Genomic DNA, 21,141 nt, shown 5'->3' on the forward strand with positions numbered 1-21,141 from the left:
CGGCGCAATTACCTCGGATGCGGTGCAAGCGGGTCGTCATGTACGTGCGGTATTGCGGCAAATGTCTCTTCCTTTAGCCGGGCGTATGGCGAAAGCCAAGTAGTGCACTACGTGCGACTTTCGTCCCCGGTCCGGTCAGACTCGGAGCATCCGTTCATATCGTTCTATGCGCTCACCGTGGGAGCGAGGAGAGGACCATGTGTGCGCGTACTCCTGATGTTCTGGAGTCGCCGACCCAGGGACGCGAGGAGCCGTTCGAATACGACCTCTTCGTCTCCTACGCGCACGAGGATCGACCGGTCACTCGCGGGACTCAAAAGGGCTTGACCGATTGCATCGGCCGACAGGTGAGCCACTTGCATGCGCTGCGTGTTTTCCGGGATTCCATCGACTTGATGAGCCAGTCTCTCTCACGGGATCGAAAGATCAGCTGTCGGCGGGGTGGGTTGTGGTCCTTCTCCGATGCGCGATGGCGCAGATACGGCTACGCGAACTTCTTTCGTGCAGCCGAAGGTTCGAGCGTGGACCGCAGTCAGGTCCGTAGTAGTCGTCACCGCCGCCTTCGGGTAGGCCGCTGCCCGTGTCTCGGCGTTGGCCGAATCCGACACCGAAAGCCACATTTGAGGAGACTTCCATGACCACCAGGCCAGTTCACAGCACATTCTCGATTTCGTCGGGTTTCCGGACCCCGGAGCGGCCCGATCACGACGGCATCGACTTCGCGGCACCGTTCGGCACGCCCATTTTTGCCCCTATCGACGGCATGGTCATCGAAGGTGCGGATCGGCCGCCAGGATCGGTGTCGGGATTCGGCAACTGGGTGTGGCTCGATGCTCAAGACACCCATGGCGTCGATCTGGTCTTCGGACACATGCGCCACGCGAGCATTCTGGTGAAGCGGGGCGATCGTGTCCGGGAAGGCGAGCAGATCGCGAGCGTGGGATCGGAGGGCGAATCCACTGGTCCGCACCTGCATTTCGAGGTGTGGGGACCACCCGGACGTCTCGGCGGAGACCCCAGGAATCCGCAGGATTTCCTTCAGGACGCCGTCGACCCCGGTACGCAGCCTGGCCCCGGAACGGACGGGGGCGCTTCCGATGATTTCCCGCTCCCGCGCGGGTTCTTCTACGGTCCGCTCGAAGGCCCCGATTCGTCCATTTCCGGCCGCCACGGCAGCGAACGCCCTGAGTGGATCGCGGGGCTGAAGCGGTGGCAGCAAGCGCAAGGAGTGCCCCAGACCGGCGTCTACGACAAGGCCACCGCCGACGCGGCGCGTGCTGTTCAACTCGCCAACGGGTTGACGCCGGACGGGCTGATCGACCCCGCGACGTGGCGCGCGGGAATCACAGGCCCCGGGACGCGGCCAACCGAGCGGCTGCAGCTTGTCGATCACGCGGCGGCACGGCCGGGGGCTCGCGCGGTGAAGGCCGACGGATATCACGGGGCGGTTCGCTATCTGGTGGACTCGCCCGAACGCGGCCTGGTCAACAAAAAGCTCACGCCCGAGGAGGCCGCCGGATATCTCGAGCTCGATATGCCGCTGGTCAGCAACTGGCAAAAGGGCAAGCACGAGACCGCGGATTGGCGCCGGGGCTTCGACGGCGGTGTCGCCGATGCCAAGGCGGCCGATGCGTGGCACAAGCACTGCGGCGGCCCGCCCGAGGCCCCGATCTTCTTCTCGATCGACGACGATCTGTCGCTGTCGGAGTGGAACAGCCTGGCCAGCCATTATCTGCGCGGCGCCGCGTCGGTGCTGGGCAAGCAGCGCGTCGGCGCATATTGCAAGTATCTGGCGTGCGACTGGGCGGTCGAGGACGACGTCGTCGGCACCTGCCGTGACGGGAGCGGTAAACGCTACTTGTGGCAGCCGAATACGTGGCTGGGCAGTCGGCCGCTGGGGACGATCTCCGAGCACGCCTGCCTGTTCCAGCGGCTCATCCACCCGCGCGACGACATCAAGGTCGCCGGGATCAACGTCGATGTCAACGACACGCTCACAGAGGATTTCGGGCAATGGCACTACGTCGCCCAGCTTCCCGTCCCGGTACCGGTCGCCGTCGAGCCGATCGTCGTTCGTGCACCTGAGGGCTACGACATCGCTTGGCACGACGGTCCCGGACACCGCTCCGGGCACGGCCCGTACAAGCGGATCTATCTCCATACGACAGAGAATCAAGACTGGATCACTCGCGCGGAAAACGTCGCCGACTGGCAGGCCCGGCAACAGAACGGGTCGTACCACTACATGGTCGACGACAATCACATCATCCAGACCGTCTCCACCAAGAACGCAGCGTGGGGCGTGCCGGTGCGGGGACTGGACGACGACAACCATGTTTCGGTCCAGATCGCCTTGGTCGGCACCTCCGGCGCGATTCCGCGGTGGACCGGCTCGTCGCCCAACGTCGAATCGAACCCGAAGCAACGCCAGGCGTGGCTCGAGCACGACAAGATGCTCGACATGGTGGCCTACACCATCGCCAAGGTGTCGAAGGACCACAACATTCCCATCGAGAGAGTCGATATCGCCGGTGTCGGCAACGACCTGCACGGCGTCTCCAGCCACAACAACTACACGTACGGGTCGGTGAAACTGAAGGGCTTCCAGGACGGCACCCACTGGGATGTTCCCGACACCTTCCCCTACGACGTCGTCTTCGCCGCGGCCAAGCAGTACGCAAGCGTCCCCGACGACCCCGACCGCTTTCCACTCCCGGACGGACACTACTGGGGGCCACTGGAAGGACCGGAAGAGTCGTGGTCGAACCTGTTCGGAAACGAGCCGCAATCGTCGAAGGACGGGCTGAAGCGTTGGCAGGCAGCGCTCGATATTCCGCAGACGAGCGTTTACGACGGCGCCACTCGGGACGCCGCGAAGACGATGCAGCAGGCCAAGGGCTGGCCGATTACCGGCCATGTGTACGCCGGGGAATGGTACGGCGTCATCAAGGACGGCTGGCGACTGCCGACCCCGCAGCCGGCAATGCTCGCCACCGGCGCGCGCAAGATCAAAGATGCGACCGGACCCGGTCACACCGACCGATTCGGAATGGCCGCGACCGATCTCGGGGTGATGACCCGGACACCCTCGGGGAGGATTCTCGCCGTTTTCGGTGACACCTTCCGCGACCCCGAGGTCGGCAGCGCGGACTGGCGTTCGCCCGTGGCGCTGCTCTCGGAGACGACGAACCTGGACGACGGCATCGAGTGGCACGAAGCCGCAGGACCGGATCCGCACTACGCCCGCCAGCTGTGGCCCTACGACCACGCGGGCGGGACCACCGCGCTGCCCTCCGATGTCATCACCATCGGACAGGACATCTTCCTGCACGTCATGATCAACCAAGGCCTCGGCAACGTGGTGCGCACCGAGATCTGGACGTCGTCCGACGACGGCAAGTCCTGGCAGCACTCCGGTGCACAGTTCGACGCCGGCCTCCACGGCGGCTTCGCGCAACTATGGACGTGGGCACGCGACGACGACGGGTGGGTCTACGTCTTCTCGACGGGCTTCCAACGCGACAAGGGCGTCATCCTGCGCCGCGTCCGTGAGGACCAGATCACCGATCCCGGCGCCTATGTCGGTTGGGGTTGGCGTGACGGACAATGGAATTGGGGGAATCCGCCGACACCGGTTCTCGAACGCGAGCCCTCCGCGGAAAAGTTCGGGGAGATGTGCCTCCGCAAGATCGAGAACAAGTGGGCTCTGGTGAACTTCGACGCCTCGACGATAGGGGGCTACGACATCGACCTGCGCATCCTCGACACTCCCACCGACAACCTGTACCTGGTGCCCAAGACCACACCGCTGCGGGGTTCGTCATGGAGTGAACAGGGCGGCGACAAGATCGCGCAACTGTACGGTCCGAGCATCATCCCCGGATCCACCCTCGACGCTGGACTGCACCTGCTGGTGTCGCAATGGAAGACAGCCGACGGATGGCCCTACCGCGCAATGCACTTCAAGATCCCCGTCGGATAGAAGTCTGGGGAGCGTCCTCAGGTCATATGAGTGTGCTAAGTCCAGCATGTCGCGGAAGGAGGTTGCGGTATTGCCGTAGCCGTTACCGCCGAGAAGTCCGGCTATATCAAGTGCCCGGGCTATCTCGAGTGGATCCGACTGCCCGTCACGGCCAGTTGCCGGCCCGAGTCGGGAAGAATTGTTGACGGGCAAGCGAGCTCGGTGAGCAGGGAGCGTGCGTAGCGACGGTGACGTTTCCATACCGTCTGCCACGGACCGAATGCCTCGGGCAGGTCCCGCCACGGCATCCCGGTCCGCAACCGGAACAACATCCCCTCCACGACCAAGCGGTTGTCGGAGAAGTTACGGCCCACGCGGCCATCGGATTTCGGTAAGAGCAGCTCGAGCAGTTCCCACTGGTTGTCCGTCAGAACCTGATACCGATCACCGACAGTCGCTGCCACGGCGGACATGATGCCCGACACGACAACCTACCGGCCGTGAACCGGAAATACCGATTGGGAGACACTAGGGCCTCAGCACGATTTTTCCGTGGGTGTGTCTGCGTTCGAGTTCGGTGTAGGCCTGACGAACCTGCGTCAACGGGTAGACGTTCGCGATCGGGACTTCGAGGTGTCCGTCGGCAATCAGGCCGGCCAATTCGGCGAGCACCTCGGCGCCCGGCCTGGCCTTGGTCCCGGGTTCAGTCTTGACCCCATACTTTGCGGCTGCTGCGAAATCGGCGATGGTGTCGATCCGTTCGATTGCGACGCCGAGAGCGAGGGCAAGTTCGACGTACCCGTCGCCGTAGGTGTCGATGAAGGCATGGATGCCGTTGGGTGCGGCGGCCTTGATCCGGTCCGTGACGCCGTCACCGTATGCGACGGGGATCACGCTGTGGCTTTGCAGCCACTCGTGGTTGCTGTCGCTCGCCAGGCCGATGACCGTGGCTCCGGTACGGCGCGCGAGCTGAACGGCGATCGAGCCGACTCCTCCGGCTGCTCCGGAGATGACGACGCTCTCGCCCTTCTCGAGCTGTACGGAATGCACTGCCCCCCATGCAGTCACGCCGGCGACGTATAGGCCGCCCGCCACCTCCCATGAGACGTTCTTCGGTTTGGGTGTGAGGTTGTCGACGTCGACCAGGACCAGCTCGGCCTGGGCGGCCCGCAGCTCGGAGAATCCGATCACCTCGTCGCCGGGCGAGAATCGGTCGGCTCCGGCGCCGATCTCGGCGACAACTCCGGCGAGATCGCTGCCCTGCCCGGACGGGAAGGTCGAGGGAAAGATGTCCGCCATCGCGCCGGTGCGTATGGCCGCCTCACCGGGGTTGATGCCTGCCGCTCTTACCTGCACGAGGACCTGCCTGGCCGCGGGCACCGGGCGATCGACCTCGTCGATACGCAGGACGTCGATTCCGCCGAATTCGTCGTACCTGACTGCTTTTGTCATTGTCTTGCTTCTCCTCCGGCGTGCGATGCGCGGCTGACTTCGAGAACGGGAATGGTTCGCACCGGTGTGGCCGTCACCAGGGCACTGTTCCGGCGTCGTCGAAGAATCCGCCGGTCGGTCCGTCGTCGGGCAGGGTCGCGAGGTGAATCGCGATCGCCGCTCCCTGTTGCGGTGTGCGGACGCCTCGGAAGCCGTTGAGGTCGGTGGCGGTGAAACCGGGGCAGCCGGAGTTGATCAGGATGTTGGTGTCGCTCAGTTCCCTGACGTATTGGATGGTGACGGCGTTGAGGAAGGTCTTCGACGCCAAGTACGCGGTGGGAATCGGCCCCATGTCGATGCCGGGCGTGGTCTGCAGGGCGAGCGAGCCCACGCTGCTGGACATGTTGACGATTCGCGGTGATGCCGAGCCGCGCAGCATGGGCAGCATCATGTTGGTGACCCGGATGACGCCGATCACGTTGGTTTCCACGACAGCTCGCATGGTCGCGGGATCGACCGTGGTGGGTGTCTGTGGCATACCGCCGGTGATCGCGGCATTGTTGACCAGGACGTCGAGGCCTCCGGCATAGTCGGCGATCAGCTCGGCCGCGGCAGCGACACTCGCGTCGTCGTCCACGTCGAGCGGCACGCCGAACGCATCGGTCCCGGCCGCGCGCAGCTTCTCCACCGCGGTCTCGCGGCGTTGTTGATCCCTCGCGCCCACACCAATTCGCCAGCCAAGGGCGCCCAGGCCCGCCGCGATCTCGTATCCGATTCCTTTGTTCGCGCCGGTCACCAGCGCGATCGTCCGTTCACTCATGCCGTTGATCATGTTGCGGACTCGGGTGGGGCGTCCAAGACCGATTGGGTGGGCGGCGATACCGCACGGGTATTGGTCGTGGTGAGCGCCGGATACGATGACGTGGTGGAGACGCGGGAGTTGCGATACTTCGTCGCTGTCGCCGAGGAGTTGCACTTCGGGCGGGCGGCACAACGGCTCGCGATGGCGCAACCACCGCTGTCGCGGGCGATCCAGCAGCTAGAACGGCGGCTCGGAGTCGTTCTGCTGCACCGCACTGCTCGCGCAATCACGTTGACCAAGGCCGGGTCGGTGCTGCTGCGGGAGGCCCGGCTCGCCCTCGAAGCGGTCGAAGCCGCCGAGCGCCGCACCCGCCGCGCCGCTGCCGACCGGCCCGGTGTGGTGCTGGCCACCAAGGCAGGAGCGTCCAGCGAACTGTTGTCGAAGCTGCTGGACGCCTACGCCGCCGACCCCTGCGCTGTCGCAGTCGAGGTGGTGCTGTGCGGGCCCGGCGAACCGGAAAGCCTGCTACGCGACGGGCGCGCCGACGTTGCTCTGCTCCACCGGCCCTACGACACGACGGCCGGATTCGACACCGAGGACCTGCACACCGAACAGCAGGTCGTGGTCCTGCCCGCGGGGCACCCCCTCGCCAATCGACCCCACATGTCGATGGCCGAGGTCAATGCCCTGACGGACCTGCCCCTGCCGCGCTGGCCTCGACGGGATGGAAGTTATCCGGACGGCCCTGGCCCACAGGTTCGCGACCATACCCAGTTGACCCAGCTGATCATGCTCGGACGGGCCTGTGCGGTCATGCCCGAGTCGCTCCGAGCCCAGCTACGCGACGGTCACGCCATCGTGCCGGTGCCGGACGCACCGGCCGTCACGACCGTCATCGCCTGGCCACCACACAGCAGATCCAAAGCCGTCGCCGACCTCGTCCGTACGGCGATACGCCTCTAGCCGACGACGTCCGCAAATGCCCGCATAGCGCGCTGACCGAACCGGCCAGCACAGCACTCGATCGCCGCGTACACGGCTGGCCGGAAGAACCATGCGATCTCGGCCGAGTTGCCCACTTCCCGGCTGGTGAGCGTGGCTGAGGCCGGTATGTACATCGGCTACACATCCCTGCGAGGGGTGACGTGCTACCTCGATGGCTATGACCAAGCCGCACGTCGACACGGCGGGCAGGGCCTCAACGGTTTCCGAGAGTGGTTGATGGCCAACCACGTTGGTGAGAGCAGCTTCACCTGGTGGGCCATGGTCCAGTTGATTGCGTTACCGGACTGGGACTTCCAGACCGATCTCACTTACGAGCAGGAGCTGCCCTTGTCGGTGATGGGTGCCTTCGCCGAGTTCGAACATGCCCTGATCCTGGAACGCCAACGCGAGGGCATCGCCGCCGCCAAGGCCCGCGGTACCTACACCGGCCGCAAACCCGCCCTCACCACCGAACAGGCACAGCAGCGGCGGGAACGGGCCGCAGCCGGGTAACGAAAGTCCGTGCTGCCCAACGAGTTCGGCATCCGCCGCGAAACCGTCTACAGCTACCTGCGAGCCGACCACCGGCTGAACGAGGCATGCACCGTCCGTTTCCTGGTCAAAGTGGTATTTCAGCTGAAAGGAGATGATTCGGGTCCTTATCGGTACATACTTGCTTCGAGGTCAGACCAGCTTATGAAGCAACTCTGTCTCTCAGCGGCGGTGTAGTACTCCGGATTCGGTGGCGGCTTTCCGCTTGCCTTGTCGGTCACGTCAACCGTCGAACACCTGCAGGTCGTACGTCGTATATTGGCTTTGATATCGACACGGATGTCGGACTTGTCCTGACCGGCCACTTTGGGAACGGGACGGTCGATCATGAAGGTGATCGGCCTGGGCGGTGCGCGGTCTCGGTCGGCCGCGGAAGTCGACGCGAAATTCGTCAAGGATCGAATCGGTCAAGGAGCATCCAGCTCAGCCTTTCTACTGTGCGGTCCCAGCGGTCATCGGACCGATGACCCGGCAGATTCAGAGGAGGAAGAGAGATGATCAGTGCATCCTGCAAGCTCCCGTGGGACGTGAAGAACGCGGCGTTGATCAAGGGCGATGAGGTGTGGCACACCGACTGGTCGGGTCAGACGCTGAGCATCGCGGAATGGGTCGGGCGCAACTTCACCGGTAACCTTCCCTCCTGGAAGTCGGTCGATGCGGCCATGCAACTGCCGTGGAGCACGAAGAACGCCGCGCTGTTCAACGGCGATCAGGTATGGCACACCGACTGGTCGGGTCAGACGCTGAGCATCGCGGACTGGGCCTCCCGCAACTTCACGGGGAAGCTGCCGGACTGGACCAAGATCGATGCTTCCTGCAAGCTCCCCTGGGACGAGAAGAACGCGGCGCTGTTCAACGGCGATCAGGTGTGGCACACCGACTGGCCAGGCCACACGGTCGAGATCGGGGAATGGGTCGGGCGCAACTTCACCGGCCACTTCCCCTCCTGGGACAAGGTCGATGCGGCCATGCAACTGCCGTGGAGCACGAAGAACGCCGCGCTGATCAACGGCAACCAGGTGTGGCACACCGACTGGCCAGCCCAGACACAAAACATCGCCACCTGGGTCCGGAGCAACTTCGGCGGTAGCCTGCCCAACGGATGGAATTGAGCAGTCGATAGGGCCCTCACCGGCCATGGACTGCGCTGATACACCGCGGGCCTCCGCTCATGAGAGCGGGGGTCCGCGCGATCTGGCGGGTGAAGTATCGCGCGGGCCTGGCGGCTGCCGTCGCCTGCCGCCTGGCCGTGGTCGTGATCGACCTCGACGAGGCAGCTTGCAAGCCGGTCGTTGTCCAGTTCCGGATGGCCACCGACGACTGGGACACCGTGATGAACGTGCACCTGTGCGGCTCCTTCCTGATGGGCCGGGCGACCCAGAAGTGCATGACCGCAGCGGGTTTCGGCCGGATCGTGAACCTGTCGAGCACCTCGGCGCCGGGCAACCGCGGACAGGTCGACTACGGGGCGGCCAAGGTCGGCTTGCAGGGGTTCACCAAGACGCTGGCGCTCGAACTCGGCAAGCAGGTTTGGATGCGGCTGACGTGATGTTATCGGGCGAAAGTCGCATCTGAATTGCGCATTCGGACCCCCGAGTGGAGCCGCGACGTGCCATCTCATCGATGGATCTTTCCGTGGTTGTCCTGGTTGAACCAAGCGTCAGGTGTAGCTGCGAGGCCGCACGAAAATGTCAGTGGCCGGGCCGCACGAAAATGTCAGTGAATCCGCGCCCCGGGACTGTGCGTGATCGAATACGGCCTGGTGCTCGCATCTGGTTGCGAGCCAACCGATCTGGGAGGCCGGGCCAGTGGTCGACGCGAACAAGCGCGCGTTGCGGCGAGCGGCTGTCGATCGGCTCACGCAGATGTCGGACCAGGGTGGTTTGTCCAGCGATCACGTCCGGTTGACTGCTGAGACGCTCGGTGTGGCCGAGCGAACGGTGTGGCGGTGGTTGTCGGCGCGCCGGATGAATGCGCCGCCAGTTCAGCGGGACCGGTTTCGGATCGATGATCAGTTGCGAGTGCGGCTGGCCTATTGGCGTGGCAACGCGGCTGCGCTGCACCGGGAGTTGGTGGACCAGCACCAAGATGGCGGACCAGTGCCACCGAGTGTGTCGACCGTGCAGCGGGCGATTCTGCGGGATCTGACGCCAGGGGAGCGTGCGGGTCTGCGGGGCGGTGAGCGGGCGCGCCGCAAGTTCGATGTGTTCCTGCAACGGCCACCGGCGCACCGCAATGCCGCGTGGGAGGCCGATCATGTCGAAGCTGCGGTGCAGGTCGACGTGGACGGGATTCTGACAAAGCCGTGGGTGACGTGGTTCGTCGACGCCACCCATGATGTGATTCTGGGCGCGGCGGTGACACAGCAGACCCCGAACCGGGCCAGCATTCTGGCCGCGTTGCGGGCCGCGGTGCTGCGGCGGGCGCCGTATGGTCCGGCCGGTGGCCTGCCTGGGGTGGTGCGGGTCGACCAGGGCAAGGACTTCCTGTCGCGCACGGTGGGTGAGGCGATGGGCGCGTTCGCGGTTCGGGTGGTGGATTTGCCGGGCTACACCCCGTATCTGAAGGGCACGGTCGAGGCCGTGAACAGGGCGGCCGAGGAGATGCTGTTCGCGCGGTTGCCCCGATACACCCACCGCCAAACCCAGATCAACGGTGCGCCAGTCGATCCGGACCAGCCCGCGCTGACGTTCGAAGCGTTCGTCGCCGAGGTGCTGGCGTGGATCGACTGGTGGAACACCTGCCACCAGATCGAGGCCTTGGGCGGGGTGTCGCCGCTGGAGTCGTGGCTGGCCGATCCGACGCCGGTGCACGAGGTCGACGAGTCCCAGCTGTGGATGTTCACCCTCGAAGACGACCGGCGCCAGCGCAAGATCACCACCAAAGGTGTCGGGTTCGGGCGGGGCCGCTACTACGTGGCGGACTGGATGGTCGGGCTGGTGGGCACCGCCGTGCGGATCCGCTACATGCCCAACCACACCGGTGAGATCGAGGTCTTCGCCGCCGACTCTGGTGTCCATCTGGGCACCGCGGAGCTGGCCGACGCCGCCTCCGCCCGGACCCGGGCCGCCGTGCGCCGCGCACGAGACCGCAAGGCCCGCAAGTTGCGCGCGGACCTCGCCGCCGCCGAACGCGCCCGCCGCGACCGCTACGCGGCGTCGACCGTCGCGGGGCCCGCGCAGCGGCTCGACGCGATGACCACGGCCGAGGCTGCCCGGGTGCTCGCCGATGATCGGTGCGAGGACATGGCGCGGTGGGCGCGGCCGGATCTGATTCCGTTGCCGCCGCCGGCGCCGGGCTGGGTGATGCCGATCGATCTCGACGAACTGCACCGCCGCGGCGGAGAAAGCGGGAATTCCTCGTGACTCGACCACCGAAGCCGGGCCTGAACATCAACACCGCGACCGATCACTTCCTCGGCCTGGCGGGCGCACACATCGTGGCTACCGACGCGCTGCTGCTGATGAAGGACAACCTCGCCGACGTGATCGACGCCAAGGCGATGATGTGCGTGCACGGTGACGCCGGGGTCGGAAAGACGCTGTCGGTCAACGCCACACTGCGCGAGCTTGCACCGGACACGGTGTGCCGCGTGCAGTTCCGGGCCCGGCCGACACCACGCGATATCCGGCACACGCTCTTTGACGCGCTCGCGATCGGAGGTGCGCCGCCGCGCAAGCCGATCGAGTTCGATCGCGTCCTCAAGGACGTTCTGTCCGAACGGTTCCGGGTGCTGGTGTGCGATGAGGCGCAGTGGATGAGTCGCGAGTGCTTCGAGTATTGGCGGCATCTGTGGGACGACCGGCGCACCGACATCGCCATCGTGTTCGTCGGCGGCGGGGACTGCTACCAGGTGTTGCGCCGCGAACCGATGCTCTCGTCGAGGGTCTATGTGTGGCAGGAGTTCCGGCGCATGACCCCCGAGCAGGTGCTGCGGGTGATCCCGGCCTTCCATCCGGTGTGGGAGAACACCGCCCCGGCGACCATCGCCTTCGCCGACGCCCACGCCGGGCACGGCGCCTTCAGGGCCTGGGCCAAGATCACCTCCCACACCGTGCGCGCCCTGGCCAGGCTCGAACGCGAGCAGGTCGATGAAGAGGTGATGGGCTGGGTGTTCTCCAAGCTGTCGGGGCTGTCGGGGTGAGCCAACCCCGCTGGCACGCCGACCTCGCCACCGAAGCCGCCACCGAGACCCCCGGCGGATACCCGATCACCGTGCTGCGCGACCCCAGTGACGACGCCCGCGTCACCCACGCCCTGCTGGGCGCGCACGACCTCGCCCATGGAGTGATCACCGTGCATCCCACGCCCACCGCGGTCTCCGGGTCCGCACTGGCGGCCGACACCCTGGCCGCACTCGGGTGCTGCCTGGCCCGGGCCTCGACCGAACAGGTGGCCACCACCGACGCAGCCTCCCGCGCGGTGCTGGCCTGGATCCACGCCGACCGCATTCGGCACCTGGTGGTGCTGCGCGCGCACACCCTCACCGCCGACCAGCTCGCCTGGCTGCTGCGACTACGCCGCTCCAGCAGTGTGCGCCTGGTCCTAAACGCCGCGCTCCCGACCGCATCGCGGGCTGGTACGAAATCATCGCCCTGTACCGGCTGCTCGGTGCCGTCATCGCCGACAGCCCCGGCCCCAACACCACCGTCACGCGCGTCCAGGGTGTGCGCGCCGCGTTCGAACTCCACGGCATCGACCTCAAGTTGCCGCCGAACCTGGCCTACAGCGTCGGGCCAGGACTGACCACCACCCCGGTCACTCACAAGGTCGTCGACCGGATTCGGTGCGCCACAATCAACCCCGTCTACGCCGCCGCGGCCGCCATCCAGTTGTTCACCGGCGCCGATGTCGAAGAACTGAAGTTCATTCCGTGCGTGGCCTTCACCGGCGACGCCCTGATCTTCAACAGCGCCCTCGGCTTCGCCGATCCCGCCGACGTGTGCGTCTGGACGATCCCACCGGCCGCGCGACCGTTGATCGACGCCGCCCTGGTGTTCCAGGAAGCCGGGCGCGCACCCGACCGGCTGCTGGCCGGAGGAGTCGGCCGGGACGGTCAGCGGCTGCGCGACGCGGTCACCGCTGCCGGTCTGACCGTCCCGGCCCGCTACTACTGGAATCGTGGCTGGATGTGGCACACCGGAATGCTGTGGCGCGGGCACCGGCCCGTTCCTCGGAAGAAGCAGCGGCACCCAAGCCGTCGACGCAACGAGCCGACCTTCCAGCGCAACATTCCCGCCCCAGAGTTCGTGACGATAGAGGAAGTCGTAAGGCAAGCCGAGGCATGGCGCCGCTCGACACGGGCCAGGCAACGACGGATGTAATCGCAGTGACCGCATTGCCGATCCGCCGCTGAGGTCGTCGCCGGACTAGGGTTCCGGACTGCGCGCGAAAAACAACGGATATGGCGAAGCCGCTGCTCAGCGTCGGCGGTCGACTCCCGGGCCGAGCAGCGCGGTGAGATCGCGCATCGCCTGCGGCGACGGTTTGAAGTAGCGGCGCAGGTTCTCAGCTTTGCGATGCCGCGACTTGGCCATCAGCTCGAGCAGGCTGGCCCCGGACTCCCCGAGGTGCGTCAGACCCGAATGCCGGAGTTCGTGTAGATCCCAGCCGGTCCCGGGACCGTCGAGCGCGGTGGCGGCGTCGAGCAGATCGCGGGCCTGGTCGTAGGACAGCCGCGCCAGGCCGGTGTCGGGGCACACGTCGCGCTCGGCGAGGTACTTGCCGGGCCCGGGCCGGCGGTGGGTCACGAACAATGGCCCGTGCGTGCGGCCGCGGATCAGTCTCGGCAGCAGCCGGGCGGTGCCCGCATCCCAGTACACCTTCTCCAGGACGTGTTCGTGGTGGGCGGGGCCGCGGCGGCGGGTGCGGGGTTTGGCGCCCTTGGACTTCACCGGTGCGCACCGGCCCGCCAGGTCCAGGTCCTCGATGTTGAGTTGCAGCAGTTCCTCTGCACGAGCGCACGTTTCGTACAGCATCCGCCACAGCGTCTTCTCCCGCACATGGATGTCGCGGCGGGTGATGAGCCGGTCGATCGCGGTGCGCGAGCGCACCGGGGTGTCGGAGTCCGGCGGGGTTGACCGCGCGGCCGAGGCGGGCAGCTTCGGGGCGGTCCAGCCCTGTTCGGCACACCAGTTCAGCCATTTGCCGACCGCGGCGCGGCGCGCGTTCCAGGTGTTGACCGCAGCTTGGCCCCATAGGGTTTCGAGGGCGGCGCCGATCTCGGCGTCGGTGACCGAGTCCAGGGCGCGCGAGCGCGCGATCAGTCCGTCGGGGCCGGGCCCGTCGAGGGCGTCGACGGTCTTGACGATCGCGATGCCGTAGGCGCGGCGGGTGTTCGCCGATCCGATGGTGTCCAGGTACGCCTCGGCGGCGCTGCGCAGAGTCCGCGCTGGCGGGGTGCGCAGCCGGGTCACCTTCGCCGCCATCGGCCTGCCTTTCCTGGCTTGCCCCGGATAACGGGGCCGGGTCGTGTTGCGCCGCAGTCCGATCGCCGCAGCACGGTTCCGACGATAGCCCAGATAACGGGCTGTTATCCAGGGCAAAGAGATTGCCCGGGCAAAAGTCTGCCGAACGCGCAGAATGCGGAGCGTGATCGCGCGTTCCGCCGACTGTGCTGGCCGATCCGGTCAGCACGACCAGCGGCGTTGCAGGGCGTTCGGCGTGATCGATGTGCTGCTTCGTCGGTGGTGCGAGATCGCAATGGCTCAGTCTGTCTGCAGGACGAAAAACAGGAAACCCAAGAAACTTTCGCCGATGACTTCACGGAACACCTCCGGAAACAGATCGCGGGCCGCAGGCACAGGCGGCGGCTCGCTGATGACACTGATGCGAAAACCCGACGCGGTGAAAGCATCGGTCATCGCGTGCAGCGGCCGGTCCCAGAAATGCAACCGGGCGGACTGCCCGCCCATGGTCCACTCTTCGGTCCGCTCGCGGGTCTGGAAATAGTCGGTTTTCTTCCCAGCCGAGCGTTCTGTGACCCAGATGGCGAAAGGATGCTCGACCGAGACGATGAACCGACCGCCCGGCTTCAGGACGCGTCGCAACTCGGTCAGTGTCGGTCCCCAGTCCTGCAGGTAGTGCAGCACCAGGGATGCAACGACGTCATCGAACGCGTCGTCGGGAAACGGGAGTGGGTTCGCGAGGTCGGCGATTCGCAGGTCCGCGTCGGTGCCCAGTCGGCGTCGAGCCACCTCCAGCATTCCGGCACTCGCGTCGATGCCGGTCACCATGGCACCCCGATCGCGCAGTTCAGCGAATAAAGCACCTGATCCGCACCCGGCGTCGAGGATCCGCCGACCGCTCACGTCCCCGGCGAGCTCCAGCACCGCGGGCCGCTCGTAGTAAGCGTTCAGCAGGCTGGTCTCGTTCTCTGCGGTATACCCCTCGGCAATGCTGTCGTAGTTGTACGCCTGGGCGGGATCGGCAGGAAGCGCGGTGCCTTCCGGAACGGGAGTCATGCGGCCCATCCTGGCACGCCCGCACGTGCATGCGCTGTAATGCCTTGTCAGGCAACCATTCTGACTACTCGACAATCGTCCACTATCGGGTGTTACAGGATGTCGATCTAAGGCGTCCGGAGGCGCTGAGATGAGGTCAGAACAGGGGGGTGCCGCGCACCCGCAGCGGTCGGTAGCCGGTAGGGCCGAGCTGGGCGAGTTCGGCGTCGATGTCGACTTCGATGGGCGCCGAAGAAGTTGATGTTGGCGCTGTGCGCCGGAGAGATGTGGGCCAGGATCTCGTTATCGATGCGCTGTCCGGACCGGCGCAGCTCCACGGCCAGCCCGTAATACTTCGTGCGCGAACACACCGCAGGCGGTGCACTACTGCGCCGCCTGTACCGGGCTGAGGGCCCGAGTGACGAACCCGCAGGTCATCATCGACTGACATTCTCATGCGGTTTGCTGCTGACACGTAGCGCCGTTTCCCCAGCTCGCGCCACTGACATTCTCATGCGGCCTCGCATGTAGCTGTACAGCGCGTGCACGGTTCGTGGAAGTTGGCTGAGGCGGCGGAGAGTGGGAAGCTTCTGCGGCTCGGCGGACGGCAGCCGTTCTGTTGTCGGTTGTAGTGCGCCCTGCTGAGCGACACCGAGGCCGGGGGCTAGGGGCTATGAAATCGTCAACGGCAGCCAAATGGAGGTGCCCCAGAGGCTGTGACATGCATCTATGTCGCTATGCGCATCTGACCATGCCAGCGGTCCTGCCGGAGACGGCGCATCCTCGCGCACGTGTTGACTAACATTTCCTATGTTCGCTAACATAGCGCATGTCATACAAGCAGCGAGAGGTGATCTAGATGGCGAAATGGGCTTCCTATCAGCACGAGGGGAAAAGCTATGCCGGTGTGGTTGTGGGGGACAACGTTCACGCCGCGCCGGGACGCGCGACTCTGCTGGACCTGATCGGTGCCGGACCTGTCGCGCTCGCTCAGGCTGCCGAGCAGGCCGCCACGTCACCGGCGCACGTGGCGGCTCTGGCCGATGTCACACTGGGTGCGCCCATTTCCAATCCGCCGGCGCTGCGTGATTGCCTGTGCTTCTTGGACCACATGCGCAACTGTCAGCTGGTTCTGGCCGGCAACCGGGATCTCAACGACACGTGGTATCAGCGCCCGGCGTTCTACATCGGCTGCAACTCGACGATTCTCGGCCCCTTCGACGATGCGCCGAAGGCTCCCGGCACGATGGCAGCCGACTTCGAACTCGAAATTGCGGCCGTGGTGTATGGAACAGGGCCGAATCTGACAGTTGAGGAGGCCCAGCGCGCCATCGTTGGCTACACGCTGTTCAACGACTGGACGGGCCGTGACCATCAACTCGCCGATCAGCAGTTGGGACTGGGGCAGGCCAAGGGCAAGGATTGCGGCACGACGCTGGGCCCGTTCTTGGTCACGCCCGATGAACTCGAGGAGTACTTCGCTGATGGCCGGTTGAATCTTTCCGTGACCGCGTTGGTCAATGATGAGGTGATCGGATCGGGCTCGCTGTCGTCAGCGGATTGGACTCTTGCCGAAATGATCTCGTTCGCCTCACGTGGTGTGCCGTTGCGGGCTGGTGAGGTCTTCGGCTCTGGCACGGTCCCAACGTGCACCTTGGTCGAGCACCTGGGCGACACCGATCCCACGGCCTTCCGCTGGTTGCAGGAGGGCGACCTAGTGACGTTGCGCGTCGATCATCTCGGCGAAACTCGACAGAAGGTCGTTGGCAGCGCTGACCCGCATCCCCTGCGGACGCTGACCAAACCACAGGTCTGAACGCGGCAGCAGTTCGCCTGGGGCGAGGCGCTCGTCGCTCGACGCCCGCGAGCGTCTGTCGATCAATACAGAAGGGAGACTGCTCATGGCGCCATCCGATGCGCCCGCCGAACTCGTGCAGATCGGGCAAGGCACCTGGGCGTTGTTGCGGTTACCTGGATCGTGGGGCCAGACCAATACCGGCCTCATCGCCGGTGCAGACGCTTCGGTCGTCATAGACACGCCGTGGGACGAACGGCGCGGGCAGGAGATGATGCGGCTGTTCGAACCTCACGTCCGGCGCGCGCCGATCGAGTCTGCGGTGATCACTCACGGCGATGCCGACCATTGGTGGGGTAGCGACTGTCTGCCGTCTCATGCCGACATCATTTCCAGTGAGGCGACATTAGAGGAGATCAAGCACGACAACCCGCCCAGGCAGGCATCGTTGGTGGTGTCGGCGTCACGCGTGCTGTCCCGTGTCCCCGTTCGGCGCATCGCGCATCCGTTTTGCATCATCGGTGAGGCCCTCGCCGGTGTGCAGCCGTCGCCCGAAAAGCGTGTTCCTAGTGTGACGTTCACCGGCAAGAGGGTTCTGAGTATGGGCGGACGGGCGTTGCAACTGCGTGAGGAAGGCCCGGCCCACACCGCCGGTGACGTCATCGTCTATGCCCCCGACGTCGGCGTAGTGTTCGGCGGCGATCTGCTGTTCTTGGGGTCCACGCCGGTGGCATGGCATGGTCCGCTGAGCAACTGGATCGGTGCGTTGGAGCGCATGATGGCTCTGGAAGCTGACACGTATGTGCCCGGGCACGGTCCGCTTGCGACGAAACGGGATGTGGGGGAACTGGCCGCGTACTGGCAGTGGATCACGACCGACGGGCGCGCCTGCTTCGACGCTGGGCTCACGCCATTGGAAGCTGGGCGGCGGCTGTTGGCGTCCCCTGACGGACGCAACAGGTGGGCGTCATGGCTCCACCCCGAGCGGATCGCGATCACACTGCACACCGCTTGGCGGGAATGGCTGGGGCGCGAGCTGTCGACGCCGACGTTGCGTCAGCGGGTGGCGGCCTTCAGCGATACCCGCCAGCTTCAGCTCGAGTTCTCTCAGGGGCGGTGAAGCGATGCGTGCGCCGTATCTGCGGGCACGACTGGGTCGCAGCTGTGTCGTCGTCACCAGAAGCTATGTCAAGACTCACTTTGCGCGATACAAGGTTCCGCGTGATCTCCGGTGTGCCGCTGAGCTTCCGAGATCGCTTGCTCGGGGCTCCGCCCAGCGAGCCGGGATGACGACGACATGGATCTGATGATGGCATGCGCTGCGTCAGCCCGCGCTGCCCCACGCAGGAATCAACTGCGCTCGGATTGCTTGCGGCGCGGCTTGGTGCTGGCCACGAAGAGCGTCTTGATCGCAGCGCACGCCGTGTCCAGGTCGATCGCCTCGGGTGCAACCCGCCACTGCTGATGGACTCCGATGATGGAGCCGTGTACTACGGTGATAAAGGTATCTTCGTTCATCCCTGATGGCAGCGTGACCCCGCCGAGACTGTCGGCCAGCCACTTTCGCAGAGTGGCCTGAAGGTCAGCGCACACCGCAGTAAGCGGTGAATCAGGCTCGATAGCCTCGGCCAGCAGCGTGATGGCCAGCCTGCTAGTGGGCTGCCGGATGTGCTCGAACAGCTGGTCGAGAGCATCCTCGAACGAGGTGACGGCTCCTGCGGCTCCGATTCCCGTGGTGCGGATGTCATCGATGACCGCCTTGAGTAGCCCCTCCTTATTGCCGAAGTGCCATGGAATCGAGCCGCGGCTGATGCCAGAACGTTCGGCGATGTGTTCGAAGGTCGTTGCGCGGTAACCGTTCTCGGCGAACAATTCGGCAGCCGCCCGCAGCAGGATCTGACGGCTTTCTTGGCTGGTCGCCTCACGACGGCTCATCGCCACGACCGACCTCCTTCTGTCACAGTTACCGATCGCCATGCCTATTCCATGCTACTCGACATGTGCTGCGATGGATGACATAGGTAGTGCTCGCGGCCCGATATGTGACGAGGAGGTCGAGTTACCGCTACCTATGTCGGCTGACATAGGATATGTTGATTGATCTACGACGCTCTTTGTCGTCACGAGATTCGAAGGAGGTCGCCGCGCCGCAATGATGAACACGTCCTACCCGTCTGGCGCCCGCACTGTGTCACGGCTGCTGTCCTACCGGGCAGACCATGAGCCTGATGCCGTGTTCTCGAGCTTCCTGCACGACAACGACAGCGACGACCTCAGCTACGCCCAGGCATGGGAGATGGCGCAGTCGGGAGCGCGGCTGCTCGCCAATGCCGGCGTGGGTGCCGGAGCGACATTCGCGGTCATGACTGACAACTGCCGCGAATTCTTCGCCTGCTGGTTCGGGGCTGCTCTTCTCGGCGCGGTGATCGTTCCGATCAGTCCGCGCAGCAGCGTCGACGAGATCGCCTTCATCATCGGTCATGCGCAATGTCGCTTGCTGATATGCGGGCAAGAGCGCGGCGCTGAGCTACCTGCCGACCTGGGGGTGCCGGTCATCACCTGCGGGGCCGACTTCGAGGCCCACTCGCAGGGATCCTCGCCCCCCAACGCGACGGTGGGTCCCGAGTGGCCGCTGGCGGTGATGTACACCTCGGGAACCACCGGCCGGCCGAAAGGCGTCGTGGTCACCCATGCCAACTACGTGGAAGCCGGGACGGTGGTGGCCAATCATCTGCGGATGCGTCCCGATGACCGCTGGATGGTCTGCTTGCCGTTGTTCCATGCCAACGCCCAGTATTACTGCGTGATGTCGGCACTGGTAACCGGCGCCTCTGTGGCCGTCGCCCCACGATTCTCGGCTACCCGCTGGCCCGCTCAGATCCGTCGCAGCGCAGCCACCTTGGCCAGCCTGTTCGCCGCACCGATGAGAATGATCCTGGCACAGCAAGGACCCGACACGCCTACGTCGTTGCGCGCCACCATCTTTGCCCAAAACCTCACACCTGGCCAGCTCGAGGAATTTCAGCACCGCTTCGACACGGCGTTGGTGCAGATCTATGGCATGACCGAGACCATCGCGCCGGTGCTGATGAATCCGCTTCACGATCGCCGGGACAACATGACCGTCGGTCTGCCCGTGCGCACGGGCGCAGTGCGCGTGCTGACCGCCGACGGGCGCGATGCCGAGATCGGTGAGATCGGCGAGCTTCTCGTCGCGGGCAGCCCCGGATCGACACTGATGGCTGGCTACCTGCATGACGAGACGGCAACCGCCGAGGCTTTTCTCGATGGTTGGCTGCGCACGGGCGATCTGGTCACCATCGATGAACACGGCTACTTCTCGATAGTCGACCGGAAGAAGAACATGATCAAACGCGCCGGCGAGAATGTTGCCGCCGCCGAGGTCGAACGTGTGGTCAATTTGCATCCCGGTGTGTTCGAGTGCGCCGTGGTGGGCGAACCCGATCCGGTGCGCGACGAGCGGATCAGAGCGTTCGTGGTGCTCGAGCCAGGACACGGCGATGTCACCGGCGAAGACACCATCGCCTACTGCACCCGGCATCTCGCCGACTTCAAAGTCCCGAGCGTCGTCGACATCGTTGGCTCCCTGCCGCACACCGCGGTGGGCAAAGTGCAAAAGCACCGACTCGGGGCCGCGTCTTCAGGGGTACGTAAGGCCGCGCCGTAACAGCGGCGGTGCTGCATCTCCCGTGACTCGCAAAGCCTCTGTCGGGAAAGCGATCAGCATCGCAGCGGATCGGGTTTTCGGACCACGCGCGAGGATCGGGGGCGAAGAGGCTCGAAGCATGTGGTCTTCGATCAGATCGGAAAACCGCGATCGGATGTGGCTGAGCCACTCCGCCTAGCATGCGCGCACGTCGGCCGCGCAGCGCGCCACGGGAGGGGTGGCATGAAGGTCGGAAAGGGCCGCGGCGTGCGTACGGCCAGCGGCAAGCCGCGCTTGCTCCCGAAGTGCCACGCGATAGCGCAACTGCTGATGCCCGAACGTCGCTCGATCGCCTCGAGAGTGGTGGCGCGATAACCGTTGTGGATGAACAGGTCCAACGCCACCTGCACGATCGTGCCGATACCGGCGTTTCGCCGAGGATGGGTGTCGCTCATCGCTGTCGTCCTTCCGCGCCACTGGAGAAGCTCCTCTGTCCTATGTTGGAAG

General features: G+C 65.4%; 18 protein-coding genes and 2 pseudogenes. 12 read left to right on the forward strand and 8 right to left on the reverse strand.

Annotated elements, in window-relative coordinates:
- Positions 1-634 precede the first annotated feature (634 nt).
- Entirely contained in the window at positions 635-3,982 is a 3,348-nt protein-coding gene (locus AC3ERS_RS35800) for a DUF4185 domain-containing protein (RefSeq protein ID WP_431972592.1), read from the forward strand.
- A gap of 119 nt (positions 3,983-4,101) precedes the next feature.
- Here the strand turns inward: AC3ERS_RS35800 and AC3ERS_RS35805 are convergent, their stop codons facing one another.
- The 3 genes from AC3ERS_RS35805 to AC3ERS_RS35815 form a co-directional block, all read right to left on the reverse strand.
- Positions 4,102-4,425 carry a transposase gene (locus AC3ERS_RS35805; protein WP_431972593.1) on the reverse strand — a complete coding sequence of 108 codons (324 nt, stop codon included), beginning with the start codon at positions 4,423-4,425 and terminating at the stop codon, positions 4,102-4,104.
- Positions 4,426-4,489: 64 nt separating this feature from the next.
- The gene (locus tag AC3ERS_RS35810) at positions 4,490-5,413 is read right to left on the reverse strand and encodes an NADP-dependent oxidoreductase (RefSeq protein ID WP_431972594.1); all 924 of its coding nucleotides are present in this window, start codon (positions 5,411-5,413) and stop codon (positions 4,490-4,492) included.
- A gap of 73 nt (positions 5,414-5,486) precedes the next feature.
- On the reverse strand, positions 5,487-6,212 hold the full coding sequence (locus tag AC3ERS_RS35815; RefSeq protein WP_431972595.1) for an SDR family NAD(P)-dependent oxidoreductase: 726 nt from the start codon (positions 6,210-6,212) through the stop codon (positions 5,487-5,489).
- 105 nt (positions 6,213-6,317) lie between these two features.
- On the opposite strand from AC3ERS_RS35815, the gene AC3ERS_RS35820 reads away from it, so the two are divergent.
- The 8 genes and pseudogenes from AC3ERS_RS35820 (at position 6,318) to AC3ERS_RS35855 (ending at position 13,054) form a co-directional block, all read left to right on the forward strand.
- A complete protein-coding gene (locus tag AC3ERS_RS35820) occupies positions 6,318-7,157 on the forward strand; it encodes a LysR family transcriptional regulator (protein ID WP_431972596.1) in 840 nt (279 codons plus the stop codon).
- 258 nt (positions 7,158-7,415) lie between these two features.
- Complete coding sequence (locus AC3ERS_RS35825) at positions 7,416-7,691, forward strand: recombinase family protein (protein ID WP_488186287.1); 276 nt, start codon at positions 7,416-7,418, stop codon at positions 7,689-7,691.
- 533 nt (positions 7,692-8,224) lie between these two features.
- On the forward strand, positions 8,225-8,842 hold the full coding sequence (locus tag AC3ERS_RS35830; protein WP_431972598.1) for a hypothetical protein: 618 nt from the start codon (positions 8,225-8,227) through the stop codon (positions 8,840-8,842).
- Positions 8,843-8,901: 59 nt separating this feature from the next.
- Positions 8,902-9,255 (forward strand): annotated as a pseudogene (locus AC3ERS_RS35835) (SDR family NAD(P)-dependent oxidoreductase); the annotation flags it as partial.
- 340 nt (positions 9,256-9,595) lie between these two features.
- On the forward strand, positions 9,596-11,095 hold the full coding sequence (locus tag AC3ERS_RS35840; protein WP_431972599.1) for a Mu transposase C-terminal domain-containing protein: 1,500 nt from the start codon (positions 9,596-9,598) through the stop codon (positions 11,093-11,095).
- Positions 11,092-11,874, forward strand: a complete 783-nt coding sequence (locus tag AC3ERS_RS35845) for an AAA family ATPase (RefSeq protein WP_431972600.1) — start codon at positions 11,092-11,094, stop codon at positions 11,872-11,874. The genes AC3ERS_RS35840 and AC3ERS_RS35845 overlap by 4 nt, the downstream gene beginning before the upstream one ends.
- Positions 11,871-12,476, forward strand: a complete 606-nt coding sequence (locus AC3ERS_RS35850; protein ID WP_431972601.1) for a hypothetical protein — start codon at positions 11,871-11,873, stop codon at positions 12,474-12,476. Before AC3ERS_RS35845 ends, AC3ERS_RS35850 begins: the two co-directional genes overlap by 4 nt.
- Positions 12,398-13,054: a hypothetical protein gene (locus AC3ERS_RS35855; protein WP_431972602.1), complete on the forward strand. Its 657-nt coding sequence runs from the start codon at positions 12,398-12,400 to the stop codon at positions 13,052-13,054. Before AC3ERS_RS35850 ends, AC3ERS_RS35855 begins: the two co-directional genes overlap by 79 nt.
- 96 nt (positions 13,055-13,150) lie before the next feature.
- Here AC3ERS_RS35855 and AC3ERS_RS35860 read toward each other — a convergent pair whose 3' ends face one another.
- From AC3ERS_RS35860 to AC3ERS_RS35870, 3 genes and pseudogenes are all read right to left on the reverse strand, one after another.
- The gene (locus AC3ERS_RS35860; RefSeq protein ID WP_431972603.1) at positions 13,151-14,158 is read right to left on the reverse strand and encodes a tyrosine-type recombinase/integrase; all 1,008 of its coding nucleotides are present in this window, start codon (positions 14,156-14,158) and stop codon (positions 13,151-13,153) included.
- 279 nt (positions 14,159-14,437) lie between these two features.
- Positions 14,438-15,193, reverse strand: a complete 756-nt coding sequence (locus tag AC3ERS_RS35865) for a class I SAM-dependent methyltransferase (RefSeq protein WP_431972604.1) — start codon at positions 15,191-15,193, stop codon at positions 14,438-14,440.
- A gap of 136 nt (positions 15,194-15,329) precedes the next feature.
- Positions 15,330-15,531 (reverse strand): annotated as a pseudogene (locus AC3ERS_RS35870) (hypothetical protein); the annotation flags it as partial.
- A gap of 500 nt (positions 15,532-16,031) precedes the next feature.
- Here AC3ERS_RS35870 and AC3ERS_RS35875 point away from each other — a divergent pair.
- Positions 16,032-16,988 (forward strand): fumarylacetoacetate hydrolase family protein, encoded by a 957-nt coding sequence (locus AC3ERS_RS35875; RefSeq protein WP_431972605.1) that lies wholly within the window; start codon positions 16,032-16,034, stop codon positions 16,986-16,988.
- 85 nt (positions 16,989-17,073) lie between these two features.
- Positions 17,074-18,087 (forward strand): MBL fold metallo-hydrolase, encoded by a 1,014-nt coding sequence (locus AC3ERS_RS35880; RefSeq protein ID WP_431972606.1) that lies wholly within the window; start codon positions 17,074-17,076, stop codon positions 18,085-18,087.
- Between the two features lie 230 nt (positions 18,088-18,317).
- On the opposite strand, the gene AC3ERS_RS35885 is transcribed toward AC3ERS_RS35880, so the two are convergent.
- Positions 18,318-18,902, reverse strand: coding sequence for a TetR/AcrR family transcriptional regulator (locus AC3ERS_RS35885; RefSeq protein ID WP_431972612.1), 585 nt, complete (start codon positions 18,900-18,902; stop codon positions 18,318-18,320).
- Positions 18,903-19,119: 217 nt separating this feature from the next.
- On the opposite strand from AC3ERS_RS35885, the gene AC3ERS_RS35890 reads away from it, so the two are divergent.
- Positions 19,120-20,655 (forward strand): class I adenylate-forming enzyme family protein, encoded by a 1,536-nt coding sequence (locus tag AC3ERS_RS35890; RefSeq protein ID WP_431972607.1) that lies wholly within the window; start codon positions 19,120-19,122, stop codon positions 20,653-20,655.
- Between the two features lie 131 nt (positions 20,656-20,786).
- Here AC3ERS_RS35890 and AC3ERS_RS35895 read toward each other — a convergent pair whose 3' ends face one another.
- On the reverse strand, positions 20,787-21,089 hold the full coding sequence (locus AC3ERS_RS35895) for a helix-turn-helix domain-containing protein (RefSeq protein WP_431972608.1): 303 nt from the start codon (positions 21,087-21,089) through the stop codon (positions 20,787-20,789).
- Between the last annotated feature and the right edge of the window lie 52 nt (positions 21,090-21,141).

The sequence above is a fragment of the Nocardia sp. bgisy134 genome (genome assembly GCF_057708325.1).

Excerpts from the sequence above, each read along its gene's own strand:
- AC3ERS_RS35800 (WP_431972592.1), top strand. The coding sequence starts at position 635 with ATGACCACCAGGCCAGTTCACAGCACATTCTCGATTTCGTCGGGTTTC.
- AC3ERS_RS35810 (WP_431972594.1), bottom strand. The coding sequence starts at position 5,413 with ATGACAAAAGCAGTCAGGTACGACGAATTCGGCGGAATCGACGTCCTG.
- AC3ERS_RS35815 (WP_431972595.1), bottom strand. The coding sequence starts at position 6,212 with ATGAGTGAACGGACGATCGCGCTGGTGACCGGCGCGAACAAAGGAATC.
- AC3ERS_RS35825 (WP_488186287.1), top strand. The coding sequence starts at position 7,416 with ATGGCCAACCACGTTGGTGAGAGCAGCTTCACCTGGTGGGCCATGGTC.
- AC3ERS_RS35830 (WP_431972598.1), top strand. The coding sequence starts at position 8,225 with ATGATCAGTGCATCCTGCAAGCTCCCGTGGGACGTGAAGAACGCGGCG.
- AC3ERS_RS35840 (WP_431972599.1), top strand. The coding sequence starts at position 9,596 with ATGTCGGACCAGGGTGGTTTGTCCAGCGATCACGTCCGGTTGACTGCT.
- AC3ERS_RS35860 (WP_431972603.1), bottom strand. The coding sequence starts at position 14,158 with ATGGCGGCGAAGGTGACCCGGCTGCGCACCCCGCCAGCGCGGACTCTG.
- AC3ERS_RS35865 (WP_431972604.1), bottom strand. The coding sequence starts at position 15,193 with ATGACTCCCGTTCCGGAAGGCACCGCGCTTCCTGCCGATCCCGCCCAG.
- AC3ERS_RS35875 (WP_431972605.1), top strand. The coding sequence starts at position 16,032 with ATGGCGAAATGGGCTTCCTATCAGCACGAGGGGAAAAGCTATGCCGGT.
- AC3ERS_RS35880 (WP_431972606.1), top strand. The coding sequence starts at position 17,074 with ATGGCGCCATCCGATGCGCCCGCCGAACTCGTGCAGATCGGGCAAGGC.
- AC3ERS_RS35885 (WP_431972612.1), bottom strand. The coding sequence starts at position 18,902 with ATGAGCCGTCGTGAGGCGACCAGCCAAGAAAGCCGTCAGATCCTGCTG.
- AC3ERS_RS35890 (WP_431972607.1), top strand. The coding sequence starts at position 19,120 with ATGATGAACACGTCCTACCCGTCTGGCGCCCGCACTGTGTCACGGCTG.
- AC3ERS_RS35895 (WP_431972608.1), bottom strand. The coding sequence starts at position 21,089 with ATGAGCGACACCCATCCTCGGCGAAACGCCGGTATCGGCACGATCGTG.